The organism is Velocimicrobium porci (assembly GCF_009696045.1).
Classification (GTDB): Bacteria; Bacillota; Clostridia; order Lachnospirales; family Lachnospiraceae; genus Velocimicrobium; species Velocimicrobium porci.
Map to the genome: position 1 here is coordinate 55,484 of NZ_VUMT01000013.1, position 22,706 is coordinate 78,189.

General features: G+C 34.7%; 22 protein-coding genes and 1 pseudogene. 7 read left to right on the forward strand and 16 right to left on the reverse strand.

Going from position 1 to position 22,706, the window contains the following annotated elements; all coding sequences use genetic code 11:
• Nucleotides 1–206 precede the first annotated feature (206 nt).
• The gene (locus FYJ58_RS09600; RefSeq protein ID WP_154519514.1) at nt 207–356 is read left to right on the forward strand and encodes a DNA-binding protein; all 150 of its coding nucleotides are present in this window, start codon (nt 207–209) and stop codon (nt 354–356) included.
• Nucleotides 357–489: 133 nt separating this feature from the next.
• On the opposite strand, the gene fba is transcribed toward FYJ58_RS09600, so the two are convergent.
• The 6 genes and pseudogenes from fba to FYJ58_RS09630 all read right to left on the reverse strand — a co-directional run.
• Nucleotides 490–1,356, reverse strand: coding sequence for a class II fructose-1,6-bisphosphate aldolase (gene fba, locus FYJ58_RS09605; protein ID WP_154519515.1), 867 nt, complete (start codon nt 1,354–1,356; stop codon nt 490–492).
• A gap of 126 nt (nt 1,357–1,482) precedes the next feature.
• A complete protein-coding gene (locus FYJ58_RS09610) occupies nt 1,483–2,706 on the reverse strand; it encodes a 6-phosphofructokinase (protein WP_154519516.1) in 1,224 nt (407 codons plus the stop codon).
• Nucleotides 2,707–2,845: 139 nt separating this feature from the next.
• Nucleotides 2,846–3,292: a GatB/YqeY domain-containing protein gene (locus FYJ58_RS09615; RefSeq protein ID WP_154519517.1), complete on the reverse strand. Its 447-nt coding sequence runs from the start codon at nt 3,290–3,292 to the stop codon at nt 2,846–2,848.
• A gap of 106 nt (nt 3,293–3,398) precedes the next feature.
• Entirely contained in the window at nt 3,399–4,244 is an 846-nt protein-coding gene (locus tag FYJ58_RS09620; RefSeq protein ID WP_154519518.1) for an Mrp/NBP35 family ATP-binding protein, read from the reverse strand.
• A 96-nt stretch (nt 4,245–4,340) separates the two neighbouring features.
• Nucleotides 4,341–6,836 (reverse strand): FtsX-like permease family protein, encoded by a 2,496-nt coding sequence (locus tag FYJ58_RS09625; RefSeq protein WP_154519519.1) that lies wholly within the window; start codon nt 6,834–6,836, stop codon nt 4,341–4,343.
• Nucleotides 6,833–7,270 (reverse strand): annotated as a pseudogene (locus FYJ58_RS09630) (ABC transporter ATP-binding protein); the annotation flags it as partial. The pseudogene FYJ58_RS09630 and the gene FYJ58_RS09625, both read right to left, overlap by 4 nt.
• Nucleotides 7,271–7,478: 208 nt before the next feature.
• Between FYJ58_RS09630 and rpoD the strand changes: the two are divergent.
• Complete coding sequence (rpoD, locus tag FYJ58_RS09635) at nt 7,479–8,612, forward strand: RNA polymerase sigma factor RpoD (RefSeq protein WP_154519520.1); 1,134 nt, start codon at nt 7,479–7,481, stop codon at nt 8,610–8,612.
• A 115-nt stretch (nt 8,613–8,727) separates the two neighbouring features.
• Here the strand turns inward: rpoD and galE are convergent, their stop codons facing one another.
• The 3 genes from galE to FYJ58_RS09650 form a co-directional block, all read right to left on the reverse strand.
• Nucleotides 8,728–9,741 (reverse strand): UDP-glucose 4-epimerase GalE, encoded by a 1,014-nt coding sequence (gene galE, locus FYJ58_RS09640; protein ID WP_154519521.1) that lies wholly within the window; start codon nt 9,739–9,741, stop codon nt 8,728–8,730.
• Nucleotides 9,742–9,937: 196 nt separating this feature from the next.
• Nucleotides 9,938–10,858, reverse strand: a complete 921-nt coding sequence (locus FYJ58_RS09645) for a nucleotidyltransferase family protein (RefSeq protein ID WP_154519522.1) — start codon at nt 10,856–10,858, stop codon at nt 9,938–9,940.
• Nucleotides 10,859–11,157: 299 nt separating this feature from the next.
• Complete coding sequence (locus FYJ58_RS09650; protein ID WP_154519523.1) at nt 11,158–11,382, reverse strand: hypothetical protein; 225 nt, start codon at nt 11,380–11,382, stop codon at nt 11,158–11,160.
• 215 nt (nt 11,383–11,597) lie between these two features.
• On the opposite strand from FYJ58_RS09650, the gene FYJ58_RS09655 reads away from it, so the two are divergent.
• The 4 genes from FYJ58_RS09655 (at nt 11,598) to FYJ58_RS09670 (ending at nt 14,700) form a co-directional block, all read left to right on the forward strand.
• A complete protein-coding gene (locus tag FYJ58_RS09655) occupies nt 11,598–12,767 on the forward strand; it encodes a cation diffusion facilitator family transporter (RefSeq protein ID WP_154519524.1) in 1,170 nt (389 codons plus the stop codon).
• Nucleotides 12,768–12,882: 115 nt separating this feature from the next.
• On the forward strand, nt 12,883–13,278 hold the full coding sequence (locus FYJ58_RS09660) for a CidA/LrgA family protein (RefSeq protein WP_154519525.1): 396 nt from the start codon (nt 12,883–12,885) through the stop codon (nt 13,276–13,278).
• Entirely contained in the window at nt 13,259–13,951 is a 693-nt protein-coding gene (locus FYJ58_RS09665) for an LrgB family protein (protein ID WP_154519526.1), read from the forward strand. The genes FYJ58_RS09660 and FYJ58_RS09665 overlap by 20 nt, the downstream gene beginning before the upstream one ends.
• Nucleotides 13,952–14,040: 89 nt before the next feature.
• Entirely contained in the window at nt 14,041–14,700 is a 660-nt protein-coding gene (locus tag FYJ58_RS09670; RefSeq protein ID WP_154519527.1) for an HAD family hydrolase, read from the forward strand.
• 87 nt (nt 14,701–14,787) lie between these two features.
• Here the strand turns inward: FYJ58_RS09670 and FYJ58_RS09675 are convergent, their stop codons facing one another.
• The 7 genes from FYJ58_RS09675 to FYJ58_RS09705 all read right to left on the reverse strand — a co-directional run bounded on the left by FYJ58_RS09675 (nt 14,788) and on the right by FYJ58_RS09705 (nt 21,603).
• The gene (locus FYJ58_RS09675; RefSeq protein ID WP_154519528.1) at nt 14,788–15,627 is read right to left on the reverse strand and encodes a patatin-like phospholipase family protein; all 840 of its coding nucleotides are present in this window, start codon (nt 15,625–15,627) and stop codon (nt 14,788–14,790) included.
• Nucleotides 15,628–15,890: 263 nt separating this feature from the next.
• A complete protein-coding gene (locus FYJ58_RS09680; protein WP_154519529.1) occupies nt 15,891–16,004 on the reverse strand; it encodes a cyclic lactone autoinducer peptide in 114 nt (37 codons plus the stop codon).
• Nucleotides 16,005–16,082: 78 nt separating this feature from the next.
• Complete coding sequence (locus tag FYJ58_RS09685; protein ID WP_154519530.1) at nt 16,083–16,664, reverse strand: accessory gene regulator ArgB-like protein; 582 nt, start codon at nt 16,662–16,664, stop codon at nt 16,083–16,085.
• Nucleotides 16,665–16,802: 138 nt separating this feature from the next.
• Nucleotides 16,803–18,146, reverse strand: a complete 1,344-nt coding sequence (locus FYJ58_RS09690) for a sensor histidine kinase (protein ID WP_154519531.1) — start codon at nt 18,144–18,146, stop codon at nt 16,803–16,805.
• Nucleotides 18,143–18,895 carry a LytR/AlgR family response regulator transcription factor gene (locus FYJ58_RS09695; RefSeq protein WP_328597836.1) on the reverse strand — a complete coding sequence of 251 codons (753 nt, stop codon included), beginning with the start codon at nt 18,893–18,895 and terminating at the stop codon, nt 18,143–18,145. Before FYJ58_RS09695 ends, FYJ58_RS09690 begins: the two co-directional genes overlap by 4 nt.
• A 105-nt stretch (nt 18,896–19,000) precedes the next feature.
• Nucleotides 19,001–19,954: a (4Fe-4S)-binding protein gene (locus tag FYJ58_RS09700; RefSeq protein ID WP_154519533.1), complete on the reverse strand. Its 954-nt coding sequence runs from the start codon at nt 19,952–19,954 to the stop codon at nt 19,001–19,003.
• A gap of 20 nt (nt 19,955–19,974) precedes the next feature.
• The gene (locus FYJ58_RS09705; RefSeq protein WP_328597834.1) at nt 19,975–21,603 is read right to left on the reverse strand and encodes an FAD-dependent oxidoreductase; all 1,629 of its coding nucleotides are present in this window, start codon (nt 21,601–21,603) and stop codon (nt 19,975–19,977) included.
• 168 nt (nt 21,604–21,771) lie between these two features.
• Between FYJ58_RS09705 and FYJ58_RS09710 the strand changes: the two genes are divergently transcribed.
• On the forward strand, nt 21,772–22,695 hold the full coding sequence (locus tag FYJ58_RS09710) for a LysR family transcriptional regulator (protein ID WP_154519534.1): 924 nt from the start codon (nt 21,772–21,774) through the stop codon (nt 22,693–22,695).
• The last annotated feature ends 11 nt before the right edge of the window (nt 22,696–22,706 follow it).

Consider the following 22,706-nt stretch of genomic DNA (forward strand, 5'->3'; position numbering starts at 1 on the left):
CATAATATTTATTATTTCGTCTAAAAATTCTCCCCATAGCACTTTTTTACCGAAAAATAAAAAAATAGATTTAGATACAGTGCGAAAACCGGTAAAAAAATGAAATTTATTATGCAATTAATCAAATAATTATTGCAATAGTGATGTATTTCAGATATAATATAAGCAACTTAGTTTATATTATATTAAGAATAGGAGAAAAAACTATGGCAGTTGGAAATGATAAAACAAGAATCTTAGTAAATATTCCAATTGAGTTAAAAAAACAATTGGAAGACAAAGCAAAACAAGAAAATCGTTCATTAAGTAATTACATCGTTACAGTTTTAATTAAGGAATTAGAAAAAGACCAGTAAAGTTTGATATGCCCCTTGTCAAATAGACAGGGGGCATATCAGGTAAAAGAGCCCTAATTGCTAAGTTTAACACAACACTAAGGACATCTTCTTGTTCTTTTTCTCTCTTATCTTCTATCAAATTTTACACAAATCACGCTTTTCCAACAGAACCAAATAATTCCATTTTTTCTTTTACTGTCGCTTTAATTGCTTCTGTACCAGGTGCTAACAACTTACGTGGGTCGAAACCTTTTCCTTCTTTATCTTTTCCTGCTTCAATGTATTCACGTGTTGCTGCTGCGAAAGATAACTGACATTCTGTATTAACATTAATTTTAGCAACTCCAAGAGAAATCGCTTTTTTAATCATGTCTTCCGGAATGCCTGTACCACCATGAAGTACTAATGGCATACTACCTGTTTTCTGCTGAACGGCATCTAGCGTTTCAAAGCTGAGTCCTGCCCAGTTTTCAGGGTATTTTCCATGAATGTTACCAATTCCTGCTGCAAGCATTGTTACACCAAGATCAGCGATTGCTTTACATTCTTCTGGATCTGCACACTCACCGGCACCAATTACTCCGTCTTCCTCACCACCTATGGAACCAACTTCTGCTTCGATAGAAAGACCTTTTTCATTACAAATTGCTACTAATTCTTTTGTTTTTTCAACATTCTCTTCAATTGGATAATGAGAGCCATCAAACATAACAGAAGAGAAACCAGCTTCGATACAAGCTTTTGCTCCTTCATAAGAACCATGGTCTAAATGAAGTGCAACCGGAACAGTAATGTTTAATTCTTCTAACATCCCATTCACCATACCTACAACTGTCTTATAACCACACATATATTTTCCTGCACCTTCTGAAACGCCAAGAATAACCGGTGATCTTAATTCTTCTGCAGTCAATAAAATAGCCTTTGTCCATTCAAGATTATTGATGTTAAACTGACCAACTGCATATTTTCCTTCTTTTGCTTTGGTAAGCATTTCCTTTGCTGATACTAATGCCATTTGTAATTCCTCCATATGTCTTTTTTTAACAATCTATGTTTTACATATTTTGTGTTCCGAGTTTATTATAATCGTTATAGTCAAATTTGTCAAAGTTTTAGCAATGTATCCCGCCCCATTTTTTTATTACATTAGTGGCAAATAACTAGGTACTCCACCTTTATACTCTAACATAACTTCACCCTGAATTAATGGAGTCAAATAATTAATCATCGTTCCATTTACATGATTTCCTTCTTTATTAATCCACTCTCTTGGTACTAAACGTTCTTTATTTGCAGATTCATGCACGTCAACTGTACCAATTCTAACCTGATAAGAATTACCCGGAACCCGCTCATAAGTTAACATAATACCATTATTGCCTTCCAAAGCTTTTCCTACTGCACTTCTTCCTATTAAAAATGCTTCTTTTAAATCCGTTTCGGACGCACAATGCATACAACTTCTTTGAAGTACATTAATTTCAACACTCCGAACCTTGCACTGAAAATGATTTGCTGCGATTTTTTCTAACGCCTTTCCAGCACCACTTCTGGAAATATGTCCAAACGCGTCTACCTGTCCTGATATTTCTCCATCTTGAATGTAATTACCTTTTTTATCTTTGATTCCTTCTGATACAGCAACCAACACCTGCTTTTTCTTTGTCTGCAAAATATAATCGACATCATTTAAAAACTGATCAACATCAAATGCCAGCTCTGGAAGATAAATCAAATCAACCCCTTCCATTGCCTCTGTTTTTGCAAGAGCTGCTGCCGCCGTCAGCCAGCCGGCATTTCTTCCCATTATTTCTACAATTGTAATGCTAGGTTTATTATAAATAGCACAGTCATACATAACCTCTAGCATTGTAGTCGCAATATATTTTGCCGCCGACCCAAATCCTGGTGTATGATCCGTTCCGACAAGATCATTATCAATTGTTTTTGGAATACCAATAAAACGAATTGGCGAATCAATCTGTTTTCCATAATCGGATAACTTAAGAATTGTATCCATAGAATCATTACCGCCAATATAGAAAAAATCATCAATTTGAAAGTTCTCTAAGATAGAAAAAATTTTAGAAAGGGTCTCTGTATCATTTGTATCCAATTTGTACCTGCAGGAACCAAGGTACATTGCAGGAGTTTTTCTAAGCCGCTCAACCAAATCAAGAGTAGTAAAACGCTCAGAAAGATTTACAATCTGAAGGTCTAATAATCCCTCAATTCCATTTCTCATACCATAAATCCGTTCATACATCGAGCTTGCGATTGCACCGTCAATCACTCCCGCCAGACTGGAATTAATTGCAACCGTTGGACCGCCCGATTGTCCAATGATACATCTTCGTTTCTTCATAATAGCCTCCATTAAGTTATTTTTGATAACCTGTACCTCTATTTCTCTTTACCAACAGCTATGATTATACAAAAGGAAGAGATAGAATGCAATAATTAACAAATAGTGGCGAGAACCTTGATTCTCGCCATCACTTTGTCTATTGCATCATACCACCCAAAATTTCGTTTACTAATTTACCATCTGCCTTCCCTTTTACTTTAGGCATTAACTCTTTCATAATTCTTCCTTTATCTTTTCCCGTAGGCGTTTCAATTGAAAGACCAGCTAACACTTCTTTTATCACAACTGTAATTTCTTCTTCATTCATCATTTTTGGTGCATAAGCTTCCATAACCTGAACACGGAACTTACACTGCTCAATAATGTCAGTACGATCTGCAGGTGTAAGTTCAAGCGTTTCATTAATTTGTTTAATTTCTTTTAATACAACTGTATTCTCTTCTTCTTCCGTCAAGTCCGCTCTTTTATCAATTGCTTTATTTTTTAATGCTGATAATAATAAAGATAGTGCCTCTTTTTTCTCCTTTTCTCCAGCCTTCATTGCTGCAACCATATCACTTCTTACTGTATCTATTTTAGACATACTCTTAACCTCCTAAATGTATTATTTATTCTATTTGTTATCGTTCTGATTCATTTTATATATTTTATCTGGTATGACAAATAATCAAAATATTTATAAACTAAGATTATTTTGCAACTGCGTGAACCGATTCAATATATGCTACCGCTCCATCCAACCATTCACCATTAAGACCTTCTACATTTTCCTTGTCAATTGCTTTGCTAATTACCGGGTCTAACGGAAGCTGTGCTAATACCGGAATGTCAAACCGTTTTGCGGTTTCTTCCACCTTGCTTTCGCCAAATACACTGATTTTTTCACCACAATGTCCACATTCGACATAACTATAGTTCTCAATAATACCGATTACCGGAATATCCATTGACTTTGCCATATTTACAGCTTTTGCTACAATCATGGACACTAAATCCTGTGGAGAGGTAACGATGACAATTCCGTCTAACGGAATGGATTGGAATACGGTAAGTGGAACATCTCCGGTTCCCGGAGGCATATCTACAAACATATAATCAACATCGCCCCACATTACTTCAGACCAAAATTGTTTTACTGTTCCTGCAATAACAGGTCCTCTCCAAACAACCGGTGTTTCTTCTGAATTCAATAATAAATTAACAGACATCATTTTTGTTCCTTTGGAACTTTCTGATGGAATAATTCCTTCTTCTGTTGCATTCGCAAGTCCATGAACACCAAAAGCCTTAGGAATAGACGGTCCTGTCACATCAGCATCCAAAATTGCTGTATTATAGCCTTTTCTCTGAAATAAGGTTGCTAAATAAGACGTTACAAATGATTTTCCAACGCCACCTTTTCCGCTTACAACACCGATTACTTTTTTTATATTACTCTTCTCATTTGCCGGCACTAAAAAGTCTTCCCTTTTTGGTGCATGGGAACTGCACGAAGATGAACAACTCTCGCAGCTTCCTGAACATGTATCACTCATTCTCGTATTACCTGCCTTTTCGCTTATTATTTTTCGATACTTATATGATAAGATAGACCGTTTCGATTGTCAATGTAAGAAATCATCTGAACTTTTTTAAATACTTGCTTCTCTTAATTGCTCAATTAAACTGCCTTTTCGTAAAACATGGTAAGATACAATTGGAACAATAATACAAATAATAAAGCTGACAGCAAATACCATCCCATTTTCTAATATCGGAATCGCAAACGGAACTTGATATTTGTTTGTAATTGTAAATACAAAATAACTAAGCGGAGTTCCTATCAAAACGACGAATATCCCTGTAATAAGCCAATATCCCAAGCCTTCTAAAATAAGAATTTGCTTTAACTGTCTTGATGTCATTCCTATACTTTCCAGTGTTGCAAACTCTCTCATTCTATCCTGTATTCCTGAGGCCGTCATGTTTGCATAATTCAGAATTGCAAGTATTGCTAAAATCAATCCAATTCCTCGTCCCAAAATCATAATTTGCTTTTCCGACTGTTTCATTTCATCATAATCACTCATTTTGGAACTAAAAGAAACTAACTTTGCTTTCCCATGAAAAATTTTTTTAATTTGTTTGTCTATTTTACTTTGAAAAGGTTTATCGTAAACAATATTTAAAAGTTCAATAAGAGGCTCTTTCTTTATTTGTTTCAGATAAGCATCACTTACAATAAAATCCGGCATTATACCTGCTGCATAATAATTTGGACCTTTTTCCGCTTCAGCATCAATCTTAATAGAATGTGACTCTTTCTTATTCTCTCCCGGAAAATAAAACATTATATCTTTTCCAACCGATTCTTTCGCAGAAATACCGAGTCCCGGCTCAACGATAGCAACTTTCCCTGCAAAAAACTCTTTTTCATCGACCTGCTTTTTTAAACACTTATTTATCATCTCAAATCCATTTTTATCTACAGCTACAATTTTTCCCAAAAACCTACTGTTTTCAGGATGCAATTTATATAACTTCAAATCCTCTTTATAATCTCCCACGGCAACCGGAGAATTATAAGCCCGCTTCAAAAATGCACCAAAAGCCTTATCGTTATACGGAATTACTACATCTGATGACATTACCTTCTGTACAGAACTAACTCCTTTCACTTGTTCTATTTCCTTAATCAAATCATCTGTCAAAGCCTGTTGCTCTTTGTCAGAAGATATCGTTTCATTTAAAACCCGAAAATCATAGCCGTAATATGTATTTAAGATTCTCTCTGCACTGTTTGCTTTTACTAATGTATTTACAGTCACAAAGCTTGTAAGTGCTACAAAAAATGAAAGAAATATAATAACTGCCTGTTTCTTATTCCGAAACATATTTCTCCAAGCAATATGAATCAATTTTCCACCATTCGTACTTTTGCTAAATTTCTTTTTTTCTTTGACCTCATTATACCTTAAAGCTTCAATCGGAGAAATCATTCCTGCGATTTTAATTGGTCTTCTGCTGCTTACATATACTGTCACAAGGGCAAATACAACTGCTACAATAAATATTTCCAAGGAAAGTCCTGTCGGTTGTCCTGCCGTTATCGTTGAGTTTGCGATTCGCAATATTGCAGGAACTATAAAACCGGACACCGCCCCTCCTAAGAATAGTCCCAAGGCAACTCCAATCATTGTATCCTTTGATATCTGTTTATAAACAATTCTTTTTATTTCTTTTGATGTAAAACCAATCGTCTTTAATTGTCCATAAAACCTTATTTCTTTTGAAACAGAAATATATAAAATATTATAAATAAAAAGATATCCACTAAGAATAACAAGAAATGCCAAAATAAAAATTGCTATAGCAAACTTCATAAAATTACTTAATAAATCATAGTCTGCAAAAATCATTTGGTTATTTTCCATTCCAATCTGCTGCTCCAACATTTGAATTTGTGATTTTGAATACAGCGGATTTTTTAATGAAATATTCAAATACCCTTGTGTTAAATCTGTCTGTTTAGCACCAGTAGTATCATAAAAAGCCTCCGATACAAATCCTTTGGATTGTCCGGAATAATCCCGGAAATATCCGGAAAGGTACAACTCTTTTTCGTTCAACTGTCCATCTTTTGACAGCTCTTGATAAGTAATATCCAGTTTCATTCCAATTTCCGGTTCCTTAATACCAAGCTCTTTCAATGTCTGTGTTGACATCATAACTTCATTTTCTTTTTCCGGATAGGTACCTTTAAGCATTTCAAATGCAGGAATACACTGATAGTTCCAGTTTGTTTCATCGCTCCAAAACAAACGAACATGTACAGGCTTTTTTTCATATGACTCAATTACTGCACATTTTACATTTATACCGGCATGTTTAACCAAACCTATCTGTCTTGCTTTTTTTACCTGTGCTTTCGTCGGCTCTGGAAGCTGTACATCATATTTCATTCCTTCCATCATACAGGAACGCCTTGAAATAGCATTCCAATAACTGATTCCCATACTGCTTATGACTATTATCATAAAAGTTGTCAATACAATCGCAACAATAATTAATACATTTTTACCTTTATCAACCAAATACTTTTTATTGGATAAATCTCGTATTACATCATCCTTTTTTACATTTTTCATAACTTGTCACCATAAATCTTTCCGTCTTCTAACCGAATCTTTCGCTCCGCCAGTTCTGCTATCCCGTTATCGTGTGTAATCATTATAATTGTCTGCCCAAATTTTTTACTTGACATCTGAATCAGGTCCAAGACATCCTGACCTGTTTTACTGTCTAAGTTTCCAGTCGGTTCATCCGCAAGAATAATTGCAGGTTTTGTCACAAGTGCCCGCGCCATTGCAACCCGCTGTTGCTGACCTCCCGATAAATGATTTGGCATAGTATGTATTTTAGAACGAATTCCAAGTGCTTCTATAACAGTATCTACATACTCTTTATCAATTTTTTGCTTATCAAGTTGAATTGGCAAAACAATATTTTCATAAACGTTAAGTAATGGAAGTAAATTATAATTTTGAAAAACAAAACCAATATTTCTTCTCCAAAAATATGTATATTTATTCCGTTTTTGCGAATATTATAAATCCATTTTTTGCATATGTCAATTTTTTCCGTTCTACATTTTTTTACATTATTCTACATTAATTTTCTTCCCGTTCTCGACACCATTTCCCCGATTTCCTCATTTTTCTACTGGAATTTTACAACAATTTATGATATAATGATATTTGGTGACAATTTTGCCAACTGGAGGAACTAACATGAGTGATACAATTACAAGCTTTGAAGAAAAGCTACGTGCTTTAGTGAAATTAGGAAAAGATAATAAAGGACTTTTGGAACTTGAAAAAGTAAATGACTTTTTTAAGGAATATAATCTTGATGCAGATCAAATTGATAAGATCTACGAATATCTGGAAACAAACAGTATTGTTGTACTACAAAACAGCGATCCGGACGAAGGTCCAAATGATGATGCCTTATTGGAATTGGAAGATTCTGATTTAGTAGAAGATATTCATGAAGATTTTAACGAAGACTTAATGGCAGGCAGTGGTGTTATTATGTCTGATGACCCTGTGAAACTTTATTTAAAAGAAATTGGAGGCTATCCTCTTCTTTCAATTGAGGAAGAAATTGAATTAGCAAAAAAAATTGAACAGGGAGATGAAGCTGCTAAAAAAACTTTGGCAGAATCGAATCTACGTCTTGTTGTAAGTATCGCAAAACGATATGTAGGACGTGGTCTTTCTTTTTTAGATTTAATTCAAGAAGGTAACCTTGGTCTTATTAAGGCCGTAGAAAAATTCGATTATACAAAAGGATATAAGTTTAGTACATATGCAACATGGTGGATTCGCCAGGCAATTACCCGTTCCATCGCGGATCAGTCAAGAACAATCCGTATTCCGGTTCATATGTCTGAAGTAATTAATAAAACATATCGTGTATCCCGAAGCTTACTTCAGGAATTAGGTCGTGAACCTACCGAGCAGGAATTAGCAGAAGCTATGAAACTTCCCGTTGAAAAAATTCGTGAAATATTAAAAGTTTCCGCTGACCCAATTTCTTTAGATACTCCAATTGGCGAAGAAGATGACAGCCATTTAGGCGACTTCATCAAAGACGATACAATTGTAGGACCTGAAGATGCTGCAGCTTATTCGGTTCTCCAAGATCAGATTTCTAAGCTTCTTGACACATTAACTGAACGTGAACAACGTGTCCTAATTTTAAGATTTGGTTTAAAAGATGGTCGCACCCGGACATTGGAAGAAGTCGGAAAAGAATTCAATGTTACAAGAGAGCGTATCCGCCAAATTGAAGCAAAAGCACTTCGTAAATTAAGACATCCTAGTAGAGCCAGAATGTTAAAGGGCTATGATAATATATAATAATAAGCACTTGAACCTCCCATCACTAAAGTGAAAAGATTCTTAAAATAATAACCATCTTTTATTGATATATTAACTAATAAAAGATGGTTATTTATGTAACTCAAAAATTATTCTATTGATATCCATCAGGATTCATACTTTGCCATCTCCAAGAATCCACACACATTTCTTCAATCCCATATTGTGCTTTCCATCCCAATTCTTTTTCCGCTTTGGAAGGATCTGCATAACACTGTGCAATATCCCCTGCTCTTCTAGGTTTAATTGCATAATTTATCTTCCTTCCACATGCTTTTTCATAGGCTTTCACAACATCAAGTACACTATAACCTTTGCCGGTTCCAAGATTATAAATAGAAACTCCTTCTTTCGCATTCAGTTTCTCAATTGCCTTCACATGACCAATCGCTAAATCAACGACATGAATATAATCTCTGACACCAGTACCATCCGGAGTATCATAGTCATTTCCAAACACTCCAAGACAATCTAATTTTCCAACCGCAACCTGTGCAATATATGGAACAAGATTATTTGGAATTCCTTTCGGATCTTCTCCAATTAAACCACTTTTATGTGCTCCAATTGGATTAAAATACCGAAGTAATATTACATTCCATTCGGAATCCGCTGTATGAATATCCGTTAAAATCTGCTCTAACATACTTTTCGTCTGTCCATACGGATTGGTAATGACTCCTTTTGGACAATCCTCTGTAATTGGAACAAATGCCGGATCTCCATATACCGTAGCAGATGAGCTAAATACAATATTTTTTACTCCAAACTTTTTCATAACCTGGCAAAGAATCAATGTGCCTGTGATATTATTATGATAATATTCCAATGGCTTTGCAACAGATTCTCCAACTGCTTTCAGTCCTGCAAAATGAATAACGGAATCAATTGATTCTTGTTCAAATACCTTAATAAGCGCTTCTTCATCTAATAAATCAACTTGATAAAATTTAACCTTTTTCCCCGTAATTTCTTCAATCCTGCTTACAGCCTTTTCGCTGGAATTACAAAGATTATCAACAATAATAACCTCGTACCCCTGATTTAATAATTCTACACATGTATGACTTCCAATATATCCTGCTCCACCTGTTACTAATATAGACATAGTATTCATCTCCCTTTATAATTCGTATCAATTACTAATGATACCCCATAATATTTTTGTAACCTGAAAATCATTTTACATTTTCTTATTCTATCATTTTTTCTAGCTTCTTTAAATAGCAAAAAATCCAAAACTTGTATACTATCCGCTCAACTTTATAATAACCACATGATTCTAAAAAACATCTTGCGAACCTTTATCTCCATAGATAATCCGGATATAATCCTTCCTTTTTCAATTTTTGGATTGCCTTCACTACCATTTCCTTGTCTTCACGATATGTAACCCCATACCAGCGATCCATTGATTTCATAACTTCAACCGTTGCTTTTTCTTCGTCTAGCAGCTGTCCTACAACGGATGGAAGGAAATATTCACATTTTAAAGGATTGTTAACAAGGTTTTCTTCTAAAAACGGAGCAAAACGTTCCTCTAACTCTTTCATAACACTTTTTCCAAAGCCCCAAAGATTCATAGACACTGTACTTTCCTTTGGAATTACTGTCCATGATTCTCCTTCATCCTCAGTATAGGCAGCACCACCATTTCTCTTTTCAATATGAACACGTTCATTAATGTTCTGAAGGTATCCATTCTTATCGATCTCACAAACCCCTCTTGCCACATGACCATTTTCAGTCAGTGTATTTTCTAACACATAGCCTACCATTGCATAACGATATTTTTCATCGTCTTGTTGGCTGCATAAGAAATTATACATCATCTTATAAGCATGCTTACCATAATAATCATCCGCATTGATAACAACGAACGGACCATCAATCATGTCACGACAGGCAAGAATTGCGTGCCCTGTTCCAAATGGTTTTATTCTTCCTTCCGGAACTGCAAATCCCTCCGGTAAATCTGTTAACTCTTGAAACGCATATCGTACATTAATAAATTTTTCAACCCGATTACCAATACACTCTCTAAATTCTTTCTCATTTTCTCTCTTAATAATAAAAATAACTTCCTCAAATCCAGCTTCTATCGCATCATAAATTGAAAAATCAATAATAATATGCCCTTCATTATCAATTGGATCTATTTGTTTTAATCCACCATAACGGCTTCCCATTCCTGCTGCCATAATGACTAATACTGGTTTCTTCATCTTTACACCAATGCAGTCCTCAATCCAAGCTACTTGGACATCCTGCACATTTTCCTTTCTTTCTTGATTCACTCTTATACAATATATATTAAAAACATCTGCTATACAAATTCAGTTGTTTTACTAATCGGTTTGGAGAAAAACCTGTCTACATTATATTCATCTTATTCCCACTTGTAAATAACCTACTTCCAACAAATATGAATTTATTCTCTTTCTTTACCATATTCATACTCATATAAAATGTTACGCAAAAGCTTTCTTTCCTAATATCCTTTAAAATTAATTTAAGTAGAGGGTTACCCCTCTACTGCTCTAATAATCCTTTGAAAAAATTGTTCCAGTTCTTCCATCATAATTCGATTATTTCTGTACTCTTGTCTGATTACAAGCTTCCCATGCTCTACTGATACATCCAGCTTACCATTTGTATCTTTGCAGTACTCTTTCATTAATTGATTTAGCTCTTCTGTCTGATTTTTTATTTTAAAAAATAACTCATTCTTTCTCTGTTGTTCCTTCAAATCAATAAGACACTCCTCCTATGTAATTAATGATTTCTTTTAACGTTCTCTATTATAGAACAGACGTTCTTTAATGTCAAATTATTCTTTTCAAAATATTTATAACAAAAGAGGCTTTCGCTATAAACACATTATATCTTTCTTCCACTTAGAAAGAAAATGTGCTAGAATGAATTAATATCACAATACTAAAAATAGTATAGGAGCTGAATAATATGGTTTCATTACTCGCTAGATTTTTTATCAAGGACTACAAAAACACAAATTCTCCTAATGTACGAGAATCTTATGGTATTTTATGTGGTTTTGTTGGTATTGCCTTAAATGTTCTTTTATTTCTCGGAAAATTTTTTGCAGGTACATTAAGTCATTCGATTTCTATTACAGCGGATGCTTTTAATAACCTGTCTGATGCAGGTTCATCAACGGTAACCCTAATTGGCTTTAAATTAGCCGGTCAAAAACCTGACACCAATCACCCATTCGGACACGGACGACTTGAATACATCTCAGGTCTAATCGTTTCCGGTGCAATCCTGCTGATGGCTTTTGAACTGATTCGTTCTTCCGTCGGCAAAGTAATTCATCCAGAGACGATCGAATTCAGTCTGCTTGCAACTGCCATTCTTATTATTTCTATTTGTGTCAAGTTATATATGGCATATTACAATAATCAGATTGCAAAGCGCTTCGATTCTGCTGCCATGAAAGCAACCGCAACCGATAGCCTAAGCGACTCCATCGCAACCTGCGTTGTTTTACTTGCGTCCTTTATTAACAAATGGACGGGGTACAATATTGATGGTTACTGCGGTATTCTTGTAGGATTATTTATTTTATATGCAGGAATCAGTGCAGCAAAAGATACACTAAACCCACTGCTTGGCCAACCACCTAAAAGAGAATTTGTAGACCAGATTTACTCCATTGTTTTAGCACACAAAGAAATTTTAGACATTCATGATTTAATTGTACACGATTACGGTCCCGGACGGGTCATGATTTCCCTTCATGCAGAAGTTTCTTCTGATGGAAATATTCTTTTTCTTCATGACATAATTGATAACGTAGAAAAGGAACTAAAATCAAAATTATCCTGCGATGCTGTTATACACATGGATCCAGTCGCTGTTAATGATAAATTCGCAACCGATCTAAAGATGCAGGTAATTTCGATTATCAAAGGAATCGATCCGATACTGTCCCTTCACGATTTCCGAATCGTTACAGGTCCTACCCATACAAACATTATTTTTGACCTTGTAATCCCATTTTCCTATTCTATAGAAGATGAAAAATTACTTTTACAAATTCAGCAAAAAATGAAAGAATTAAATCCGACCTATTTTGCGATAATTCAAATTGATCGAAGTTCTACTTTATAACTAGTATACCCTTTTAAAAAGTTAAGAATTGTTTTTAAGTTTTTTTATTTGACGTATCTATTAAAAAGTAATACAATTGCAAAAGATATTACTATATAGATAAGAAGGGAAAATTATGAAATATATCCGACAATTCGGAATTATCCTAGTCATCACCTTTGTAGGAGAGCTTTTAAAAGCTTTCCTACCACTTCCAATACCTGCAAGTATATATGGTTTATTACTTATGCTTGGACTTTTAATCACCAAAATCGTTCCACTAGAACAGGTAAAAGAGGCAGGAGATTTTCTAATTGAAATAATGCCACTAATGTTTATTCCAGCCGCAGCAGGGATTTTACTTTCTTGGAATACAATGAAAGAAATTTTAATTCCTTTAATATTAATCACAGTAATTACCACAATTCTTGTAATGGCGGCTACAGGAAAAGCCACTGAACTCATTCTAAACCTTGGCTCGGCAAAAAGCAAAGAAACGGAGGATATCTGTCATGAAGAATCTACTATGTAATTCCCTTTTCTTTGGAGTTGCAATTAGCATAATTGGTTACGAAATTGGTCTTTCTTTAAAGCGTAAATTTAAATGGAGTATCTTGAACCCACTGCTCATTTCAATTATCATCGTTATTGCTTCACTTTTAGTTTTAAAAGTAGACTATGACAGTTATTACAGTGGTGCCAAATATTTGAGCTATCTCTTAACTCCGGCAACTGTATGCCTCGCAATTCCGCTTTATCAACAGCTGGAATTATTAAAATCCAATTGGAAGGCAATTATTGCCGGCATAACCGCAGGCGTGATAACAAGTCTTACAACCGTCCTGATTTTATGCTTTATCTTTCACTTCAATCATGCTCAGTACGTTACCTTACTTCCGAAGTCCATTACAACCGCAATCGGAATGGGTATATCGGAAGAACTAGGCGGTATTGTTACAATCACGGTTGCTGTCATTATTATTACAGGTGTTTTCGGCAATATCATTGGCGAATTTGTGCTACGTATTTTTGTAATTGAAAATAAGATTGCCAAAGGACTTGCTTTGGGAACTGCTTCCCATGCAATTGGAACTGTAAAAGCGATGGAATTAGGGGAAATAGAAGGAGCAATGAGCAGTCTTGCCATTGTTGTTTCCGGACTTTTAACTGTAATTGGAGCTTCTATTTTCTGCAATTTTTTATAAACAAAATGCTTAATCAAAACATTTGTACATCAATCATAGCAATATAATACAAAACAGAAAGGATAGATATTTTCTATAGGGTGAAAATAATGGGAAATTACACAACTGTTATCTTTGATTTAGATGGAACTTTATTAGCAACATTAGAAGATCTTACAGACAGTGTTAATTATGCACTTGCCTTTTATCATTTTCCTTTAAAATCAATAGAAGAAGTGCGTCAGTTTGTTGGCAATGGTGTACGCCGCCTAATGGAACTTTCCGTCCCTAATGGTACACAAAATCCAAAATTTGAAGAAACATTTGATTTGTTCAAAAAACATTATAATTCCAACTGTCAGAATAAAACAAAACCTTATGATGGAATTTATAACATGCTCTCTACGTTATTAGAACATCAGTATAAAATTGCAATTGTTTCAAATAAGATTCATTCTGCCGTTGCTGAATTGAATCAATATTATTTCAAAGATTTTGTCACGGTTGCAATTGGAGAAAAAGAGGGAATTGCCAAAAAACCTGCTCCTGACACCGTAAACGAAGCACTGCGACTTCTTGGCTCAACTAACGAAGAAGCTATTTATATTGGTGATTCTGATGTTGATATCGAAACTGCAAAAAATGCTAAAATGCCTTGTATTTCTGTTACATGGGGTTTTCGAGATAAAAATTTCTTACTTGCTCATGATGCAAAAATATTAATCGATAGACCAGAAGAATTACTTGCGACTTTAGAAAATATAGAATAATCAAAAATAAAAAGCAGAATTTTGTAACTAAAACCGCTAAGACAAATACATATTACAAAATTCTGCTTTTTTTATCTTTAAAGTTTGCTACACCTCAAACAATTGTTTAATTTCATCCATTCGCTGTTTTGCCAAACGCACTCCCTCGTCATAAGCAAATTGCAGCTTTTTCGTGTCCTTTTCAAAACTATTGATTGGCACTTCCGGACGAATAACAACTGCTTGTCCTTCTCTTTCCAATTGATTACAAAATGCAACTGTTTCGTTATACGCTTCATGCCGATGCAATAAAATCTTAGCCAGTTCTGGATATTTTTTATTCATCAGTTTTGCCGTTAGTCTGGTTGAACGACCCAATTTCTTTTGATAATCCGCCGTTCTCGTAAGCACAATCAAGTGCTTCTGATTCCCATCCTCAATTGCCTTCCGAATCGGAATTGGATCACAAATACCACCATCAAAGTATGGTATATTGTCTAAGTAAATTGCTGGAAAGAACATTGGCAATGCACAGGTTGCTCTTAACATCGTGAAATTTTTATCCATCTCAAGTCCATTTTTATATTCTGGCTTTGCTGTTAAGGCATTACTAACGCCAACTAATATTGTTCCTTCATAGCTTTGATACGTCTCCCAGTCAAAAGGCTCCAATTCATTCGGTATCTCCCCAAAGATAAAATCTAACCCAAATAAACTCTTCTGAACCTTATAATTTTTGACTCCTAAATAACGCTTATCATTTCTGTATTTCATTCCTATATCCAAATTCCGCTTTGCCTGTTTGGATATATAAGAGATTCCATTCGATATTCCAGCAGACACTCCTATACAATACGGAAACATTATCTCTTCCTCTAATAACGCATCCATAACTCCACAACTGAAAATTGGTCGAAATGTACCTCCTTCTAGTACTAAGCTAGGCATTTTGGTCATCTCCTCATTTTTTCTATTCACATCTTATTAGTTTTTCCAAAAATTTTGTCTTCTTACAGTGCATAGTAATTACTATACCACTTTCTCTCTCAAATGTCTTAAGCAAATAGAAAAATTTTCAGATATTCCATGCCTTAAATATTAACTGCTCCTAATACGCTAAATAACTTACGCACATTTATTAATACACTTCTCTCCCTAATCTCCCATTTCATATTACTACACTTGGTTTTCATACTATGTAGAACCCAATCTTATAAATTTTCTGGCTCTTTTGGCTGTTTCATTGCCCACAAAGAAGCTGAGCCAGCAGCTGCATGAGCTACATGAATACCCAAAAGTGACAATAGTTTTTGCAATAATTGCATTTTCTCCACCTCCTTAACAATACTAATCACCAATACACAAAATATAACTCCCTAAATTTTATGGTTATACATTTGCAACTATTTACTCACAGCCTCCCTTCCGTAAATTTCCTTTATCATTAAAATTGCAACCATAAATAAAGTTACAATTATCATGATACCAATCTCACTATGTTTTAATACCAACATAATTCCTGAAACACTCCAAAATGCCATAAGCGCCTGGCTAATCTTTCTGCACTTTTTTTTCTTTTGAACTGTTAAAATCTTATTAGGATTTTCTATTGGTGCAAACCATATGGTACAGACACAATAGACTGTAAGCATTAGGAATAGAAAAATTGTACTTCCACCCGACTCTTTTAAAATATATACTACGCTTTCATAAATTAAGAATGTCATAGCCAAGCATAAATTACATGCCAAATAAGTCTGAGCATGATAACCACCCGTATACATTCTCGTAATAACAAAAACTACAAGAAATACTATTCCTTCTTTAAGGCTGCCACTTAATACACTTAAAAGTAATACTATTGTATAGCCAACAATAGTAGAAATTAAAACTTCGTAACCGTATTGACAAATCGCCCGTTCTTCTTCCTTTATACAGTTTTTAGATACTAAAAAATCAGCCATCATTTTTGCAATTATTTCCATAAAACATCTCCCTTAGCAATATGATAACTGATTTTAAAATAAATTCAATAGTTTTGGCATACTTGGTAAGTTTTTGGCATAGTTGGTATCTTTTTCCTAGTTTTTTCCAAAATCCTATAGGAATTTCTATTCCTTTTTTTATAAAACAACATCACTATTTGTATTTGGCAAAAAAATATGTGTTATAAACCACCCATTTTTTTCATATTGTGTCATCATTCCTTCTTCCTCTTCTAATATCTGTTTAATACTTTTTAATCCATATCCATGTAATTTCTTCTCTGATTTCGTTGTTCTCAACCCCGGATTAATTTTTAATACAGAGGTCTCAATAGAATTTTTAACACATATATCCAAATAGCCTTTTTGATTTGCAGAACTTATTACTATTCTAGGCTTTTTATCCTCCATTTTTTCACAAGCCTCCATTGCATTATCAAGTAAATTAGATATAATTATTCCCAAATTTAATGGGTTCTTATACCTTAACTCACCAAGAAATGCTGTTTCACAAGAAATTCCTTTTTCTCTGCAGATTGTAAATTTTGTGTTAATCACCGCATTAATTGTAGCATCACCAACATCTACAACCTCTAATATTAATTCTACCTTATTCTTTAAAAGCGAATTTAGATATTCTATAGCCTCTTCTGTATTTCCTTTTTGAAGAATACCAAGTGTAGTACTCAAATAATTTTTAATATCATGTCTTATTATTTGAAGTTGTTCAAATTCTTTTTCCCTATCTTCTAATAGTTGCCTTTGGCTTTTCTGACTTAATAGAATGCACTCATATTCTAATTGTCTTTCATGCACTGTATTTAACTGAAGCAGCATGAGGTATAATCCGACCAAAATGGCAAATAAGCCAAGATTAATTATTAAGACAAAAATTGCAATTCTTTCCTCAAACAACTGAGTTCTCATAATGACTAATAACGCAATTTCAATCATCAGGATTACAATAAAAGACCCCGCCATAATAAACCACTCTCGTCTTTGGAGCCGATTCGAAGAGCGTTTTAAAAAATGTAAAGCAGAAATAATCGAAAAATAATACACAATTTTACATATTAAAACTACAATTACACGAATAATTCCCTTCCCTGGTTCCATCATTGAAGAAATTGGAATCCCCATTAACAAATTAACACCCAAAGGAACCAACATATTAATTAACCCTAATAATATGTATGCAACTGAAGCCGATATAAATATATCTTTTTTATTCCCGTCTATGCAAAGACACCCATATAACAAATAGCATACAAATATAATAGCCGTCACACATTCCGTTAAAAATGAGTTATCATTTACGGCAATCATTCCGCAAAGCGTACAAAAAATAAAAAAAATTATTCTTCCCTGTACAATCTTTTCACTTTTTTTATTTTCACTGACAAAATGTTCAATAAAATACATTAAGATATAGCTGTCAATTACACAAGCCAAAACCTCAAATCCCCAATAAACGATGCTCATTGGTATCTCCTCCCCATATACTCAGCCAATTGTTGTTTAACTTCCTCTTTTTTGCTCCGGCTTAAAGGAATGCTGATTTTATTTTCTAGCAGTAGCTCTTTATCTCCAACAAGATAAACCCATTCCGGATTTACTAAAAAACTGACATGAGGTCTTAAGAAATTGTATTGACCAAACTGTTCTTCCATCTCTTTCATCGTTTCACGAATTTTATATTGTTTTTCGGCTGTATTAATAAAAATCCAGTGTCCTTTTACTTCCAAATATAAAATATCTTTTATACTTATATTTCTCATAATTTTCTTGTCTTCAAACGTATAAACCATTCTGGACTGCAATATCTGTTCTTTGGCCGAAAGGTACGCCTCTTCTAATTCTTCCTCTAAATATTGTTTTCTTATAAATCGAAATGGTGCATAATATAAAGATTGAAATACTTTATTTTCATAATTGGTAATAAATATCAGTAAGCTCTCTCGGCCGAGCTCTCGAATCCTTTTAGCAAGTTCCATACCATTCAGATTCGGCATTTCAATATCCAGACAAATAATATCAAAATCTTCTTGCTGAACTTTCTTTAAAAGTACTTCACCATTAGTAAAAGTTTTTATTTTTAACTCGGAATCATCAGAAATAGAAAGTAACTTTTCCTTTTCCAATGATACCATTGTTTCTTCATCGTCACATATTGCAACGCTAATCACATGCTCACCTACTTGTCCTAGTTCTCGATAATAAAAGATTACCACATTTTTCAAATATCATCTACTAATAAAACATAAAAAAATGCAAATACAACTCTGAGTAAATATTCTTTCCCAAAATCATATTTGCATTTTTATAATATTACAACTTTAGCAAGTAGCCCCGCCTGTCATGTGTAAGTCGGCATCAAGAATTTCCTGTTTTCGCTCTAATAACTCATCGGATAGGAGCAGGGCTTCTACCTTATCAAAACCAACCCGATCGATTGTTTGTGAAAAACGCTCTCCTGTCTTTCCCTGTTCCCGATAAAATAGAATTGCCTTTTCAATTACATTTAACGCTTCTTCTTTATCTTTAAAGATTTTTCCAAGTGCTTTTCCCTGGGCAACTTTCTTTCCCCAGCGACCGCCGATATAAATTTTGTATCCTTGTACTCCATCTTCAATCGCATCAAAATGACAATTTCCGATGCAGCGACCGCAATTATTACAGACAGCTTTATCTATATTAAGAATACCATCCTGAACCTTCGCCGCCCCAACCGGACAGGCTTTCTCGATTGAACATTTTTTACAACCATTACAGCTGTCCTCATCAAAATTGGGAATCCGCTGACCAATAATACCAAGGTCATTTAAATCTGGTTTTACACAGTTGTTAGGACATCCTCCAACTGCAATTTTAAACTTATGAGGCAGGCGAACAGAAGAATAACCTTCAAAAAAACGATGGTGAATCTCTTCTGATAATTCAAATGTATCAATCAGACCATATTGGCACGTTGTTCCTTTGCATGATACAATCGGACGTACTTTTGAGCCAGTACCTCCTGTAACTAACCCTTCCTTTGCAATATACGCTCTAAAATCTTCAATCTTATCATATGGAATTCCCTGTACTTCAACTGTCAGGCGTGTTGTAAATGTAACAATCCCATTTCCAAACAATTCCGCTGCCTCTGCAATGCATTTATGCTGAGCAGCCGTAATTTTCCCGTTTATTGTAATAATTCTTCCAGAAAAATTATCTGTTCCTTTGTTACTTAAAAATCCTAACGCTTTTACTCTCTTTTCATCTTCTGCACTTACTGTTAATGTTGCCATCCATATCCTCCTTTATGTTCTTAAAATAGCTCCACTTCATTAAAAGTAGTTCCGCCTTCTAACACTAATGTGTTGGTATAACCATAGTATTTTAATCTGTTTTGAAGCATATAAGCTCTTTTTCCTTTTGTACATACAAGTAATAACTTTGCATCTTTTTTATAATCGGGAAGTTCTCCCTCCACATCAATCAAATTTATAAATGGTGCCCCCTCAATAGAAGGTGTCATAGAAGCATCAATTATTTGATAGCCTTCTGCTTTTCCCTCTTTGTATTCCATTGGAGTCATTGTTTCAAACGTACCATCCATTTTATTGAGCAAAATATTAACGGTATGTGAAAATGGGTGAATTGCCGTAGAAAATGGTGGTGCATAAGCCAAATCCATATGCTCCAGCTGATTTAATGTTGCCTCCATCGTAATCGCCGTAACAGCAATATCAACTATTTTATCAACCTCGCCCTTTCCGGCAACTTGAATGCCCAACAGTTTCTTCGTTTCCTTCTCGGCAATCATTTTTATAATAAAATTAGATGCCCCCGGATAGTAATGAGCCTTATCGTCAACCACAGTAATTACGCTGACAAAATCGTAACCTGCATCTTTTGCTGCCTGTTCTGTAAGACCAGTTCGCCCTACATTTAAACCTGGTAATTTGGCAACACCAGTTCCAAGCACCCCCGGATATACATGAAGTCCTCCACTGATATTTTTTGCCACAAGACGTCCCTCAATATTGGCAGAAGAACCCATTGGAGACCAGTGAGGAGCTTTTGTAATTCTGTTTGTAACACAGGCACAATCTCCTAAAGCATAAATATCCTCATCATTTGTCTGCAGATATTCATTTACCTTTACCGTATTATTTGGCATACGCTCAATTCCTGTATTTTCTAAAAACTCTGTATTTGGTCGGATTCCCAAAGATAAAATGACAGCATCTGCCTTCATTGCCCGTCTGCTTGTCACTACTTTTTCTACCTTTTCTTCTCCAGCAATTCCTTCCAGTGCAGTATTGGTAAATGTCATAATTCCACGGTCTGCCAATTGATTTTCAACATATTCTGCAAACTCACTATCAAATCCAGGAAGAATATGCGGTGCCATATCAATCACGGATACTTTTATTCCTTTCGAAGCAAGGTTTTCGGCTATCTCTAAACCGATAAAACCACCACCGGCGACAACTGCCCTTTTAAGTTCGCCACGTTCTACTGCAGAACGCAATGCAACTGCATCTTCCGGTGTCCTCATGAAGTAAACACCAGCTAACTCGATACCCTCAACCGATGGCTTCACCGGGGAAGCTCCAGAAGCAATCACCAGCTTATCATACTTATAGAAAGATTTTTCATTTGTTTTGCAATTAACCGCTTCAATTATTTTTTCCTCGCGATTTAAACTAACTACTTCAGTTCCCGTTATTACTTCTGCACCAGTTAACTTCGCAAATTTTTGAGGGGTATTTACAATCAGTTGTTCCCTCTCATGAATTAAATCTCCTACATAATAAGGAAGACCACAGCCGGCATAAGAAATATCATCACTTTTTGTGATAATTGTAACTTTAATATCCCTGTTCTCTCTCTTTAATTTTGCTGCCACTTTTGTTCCGGCAGCAACACCTCCAATAACTATAACGTTCACTTGACCACATCCCTTTTTCTATTTTGTACTTTTTATCATCTTTAGTTACTCTGGTTACTTTTCTTAACGCCATTATAACACTTGTTTAACTTTTTAAAAAGTGATATTATTCTATTATAATCATAGGTAAAACCTATTAATATTTAATAACTATGGGGACTATTTAAAATGACAATCCGACATCTGAAAATTTTTATCGAAGTGGCAGATTCAGGAAAAATGAGTCTTGCAGCTGCTAAGTTTTATATTTCACAGCCTACCGTCAGTCAGGCAATCCGGGAATTAGAAGAGCATTATGGTGTTTTACTTTTTGAGCGTCTTTCCAAGCGTCTTTATATTACTCCTGAAGGTAAAAAGTTGCTCTCATATGCCAGACAGGCAGTAAAACAATTTGACGAACTGGAGGAGGCAATGCAAATCACCAATCAAACAAGGCAAATCCGAATCGGTTCTACTATTACAGTTGGTGTCTGTCTTTTGCCAACTATTATTAACGATTTAAAAAAACAATATCCAGATTCAGAAACTTATTCCTTTGTCAGTAATACAAGAACAATTGAACAAAAATTATTGCAGTCTGAACTTGATGTCGGGCTTGTAGAGGGTACAATTAAGCACCGGGATTTGGTCAGTATTCCAATGATTGACGATTTCCTGGTTCTTGCCTGCAGCCCCAGCCACCCGTTTGCCACTAAAAAAACACTTCATCTCAATGAACTTGCAGACCAGGCATTTGTAATGCGAGAGCAGGGAAGTGGAACAAGGGAGTTATTTGAACAATACCTTAACAAATTTCATATTCCAATAAAAATAGCAGAAGAAGCCAATTGTCCGGGAGCAATTAAATATGCCATCCTTTTAAACCAGTATCTTTCTGCTATATCAATTCGTCTTTTAAAAGATGAAATAAACGAAAATAAAATCCATGTTATAAAAAATCATGAAAACGAATGGAACCGCCATTTTTATCTTGTATATCATAAAGATAAAGTCTTTTCTGATATGCTTTATTGTTTTACGGACATCGTAAAGGAATATAAAAGTCCTGAATTTTTAGACGGTTTACAAATGGGAGAATTGACAAGATTCTAAAATGTTGTATT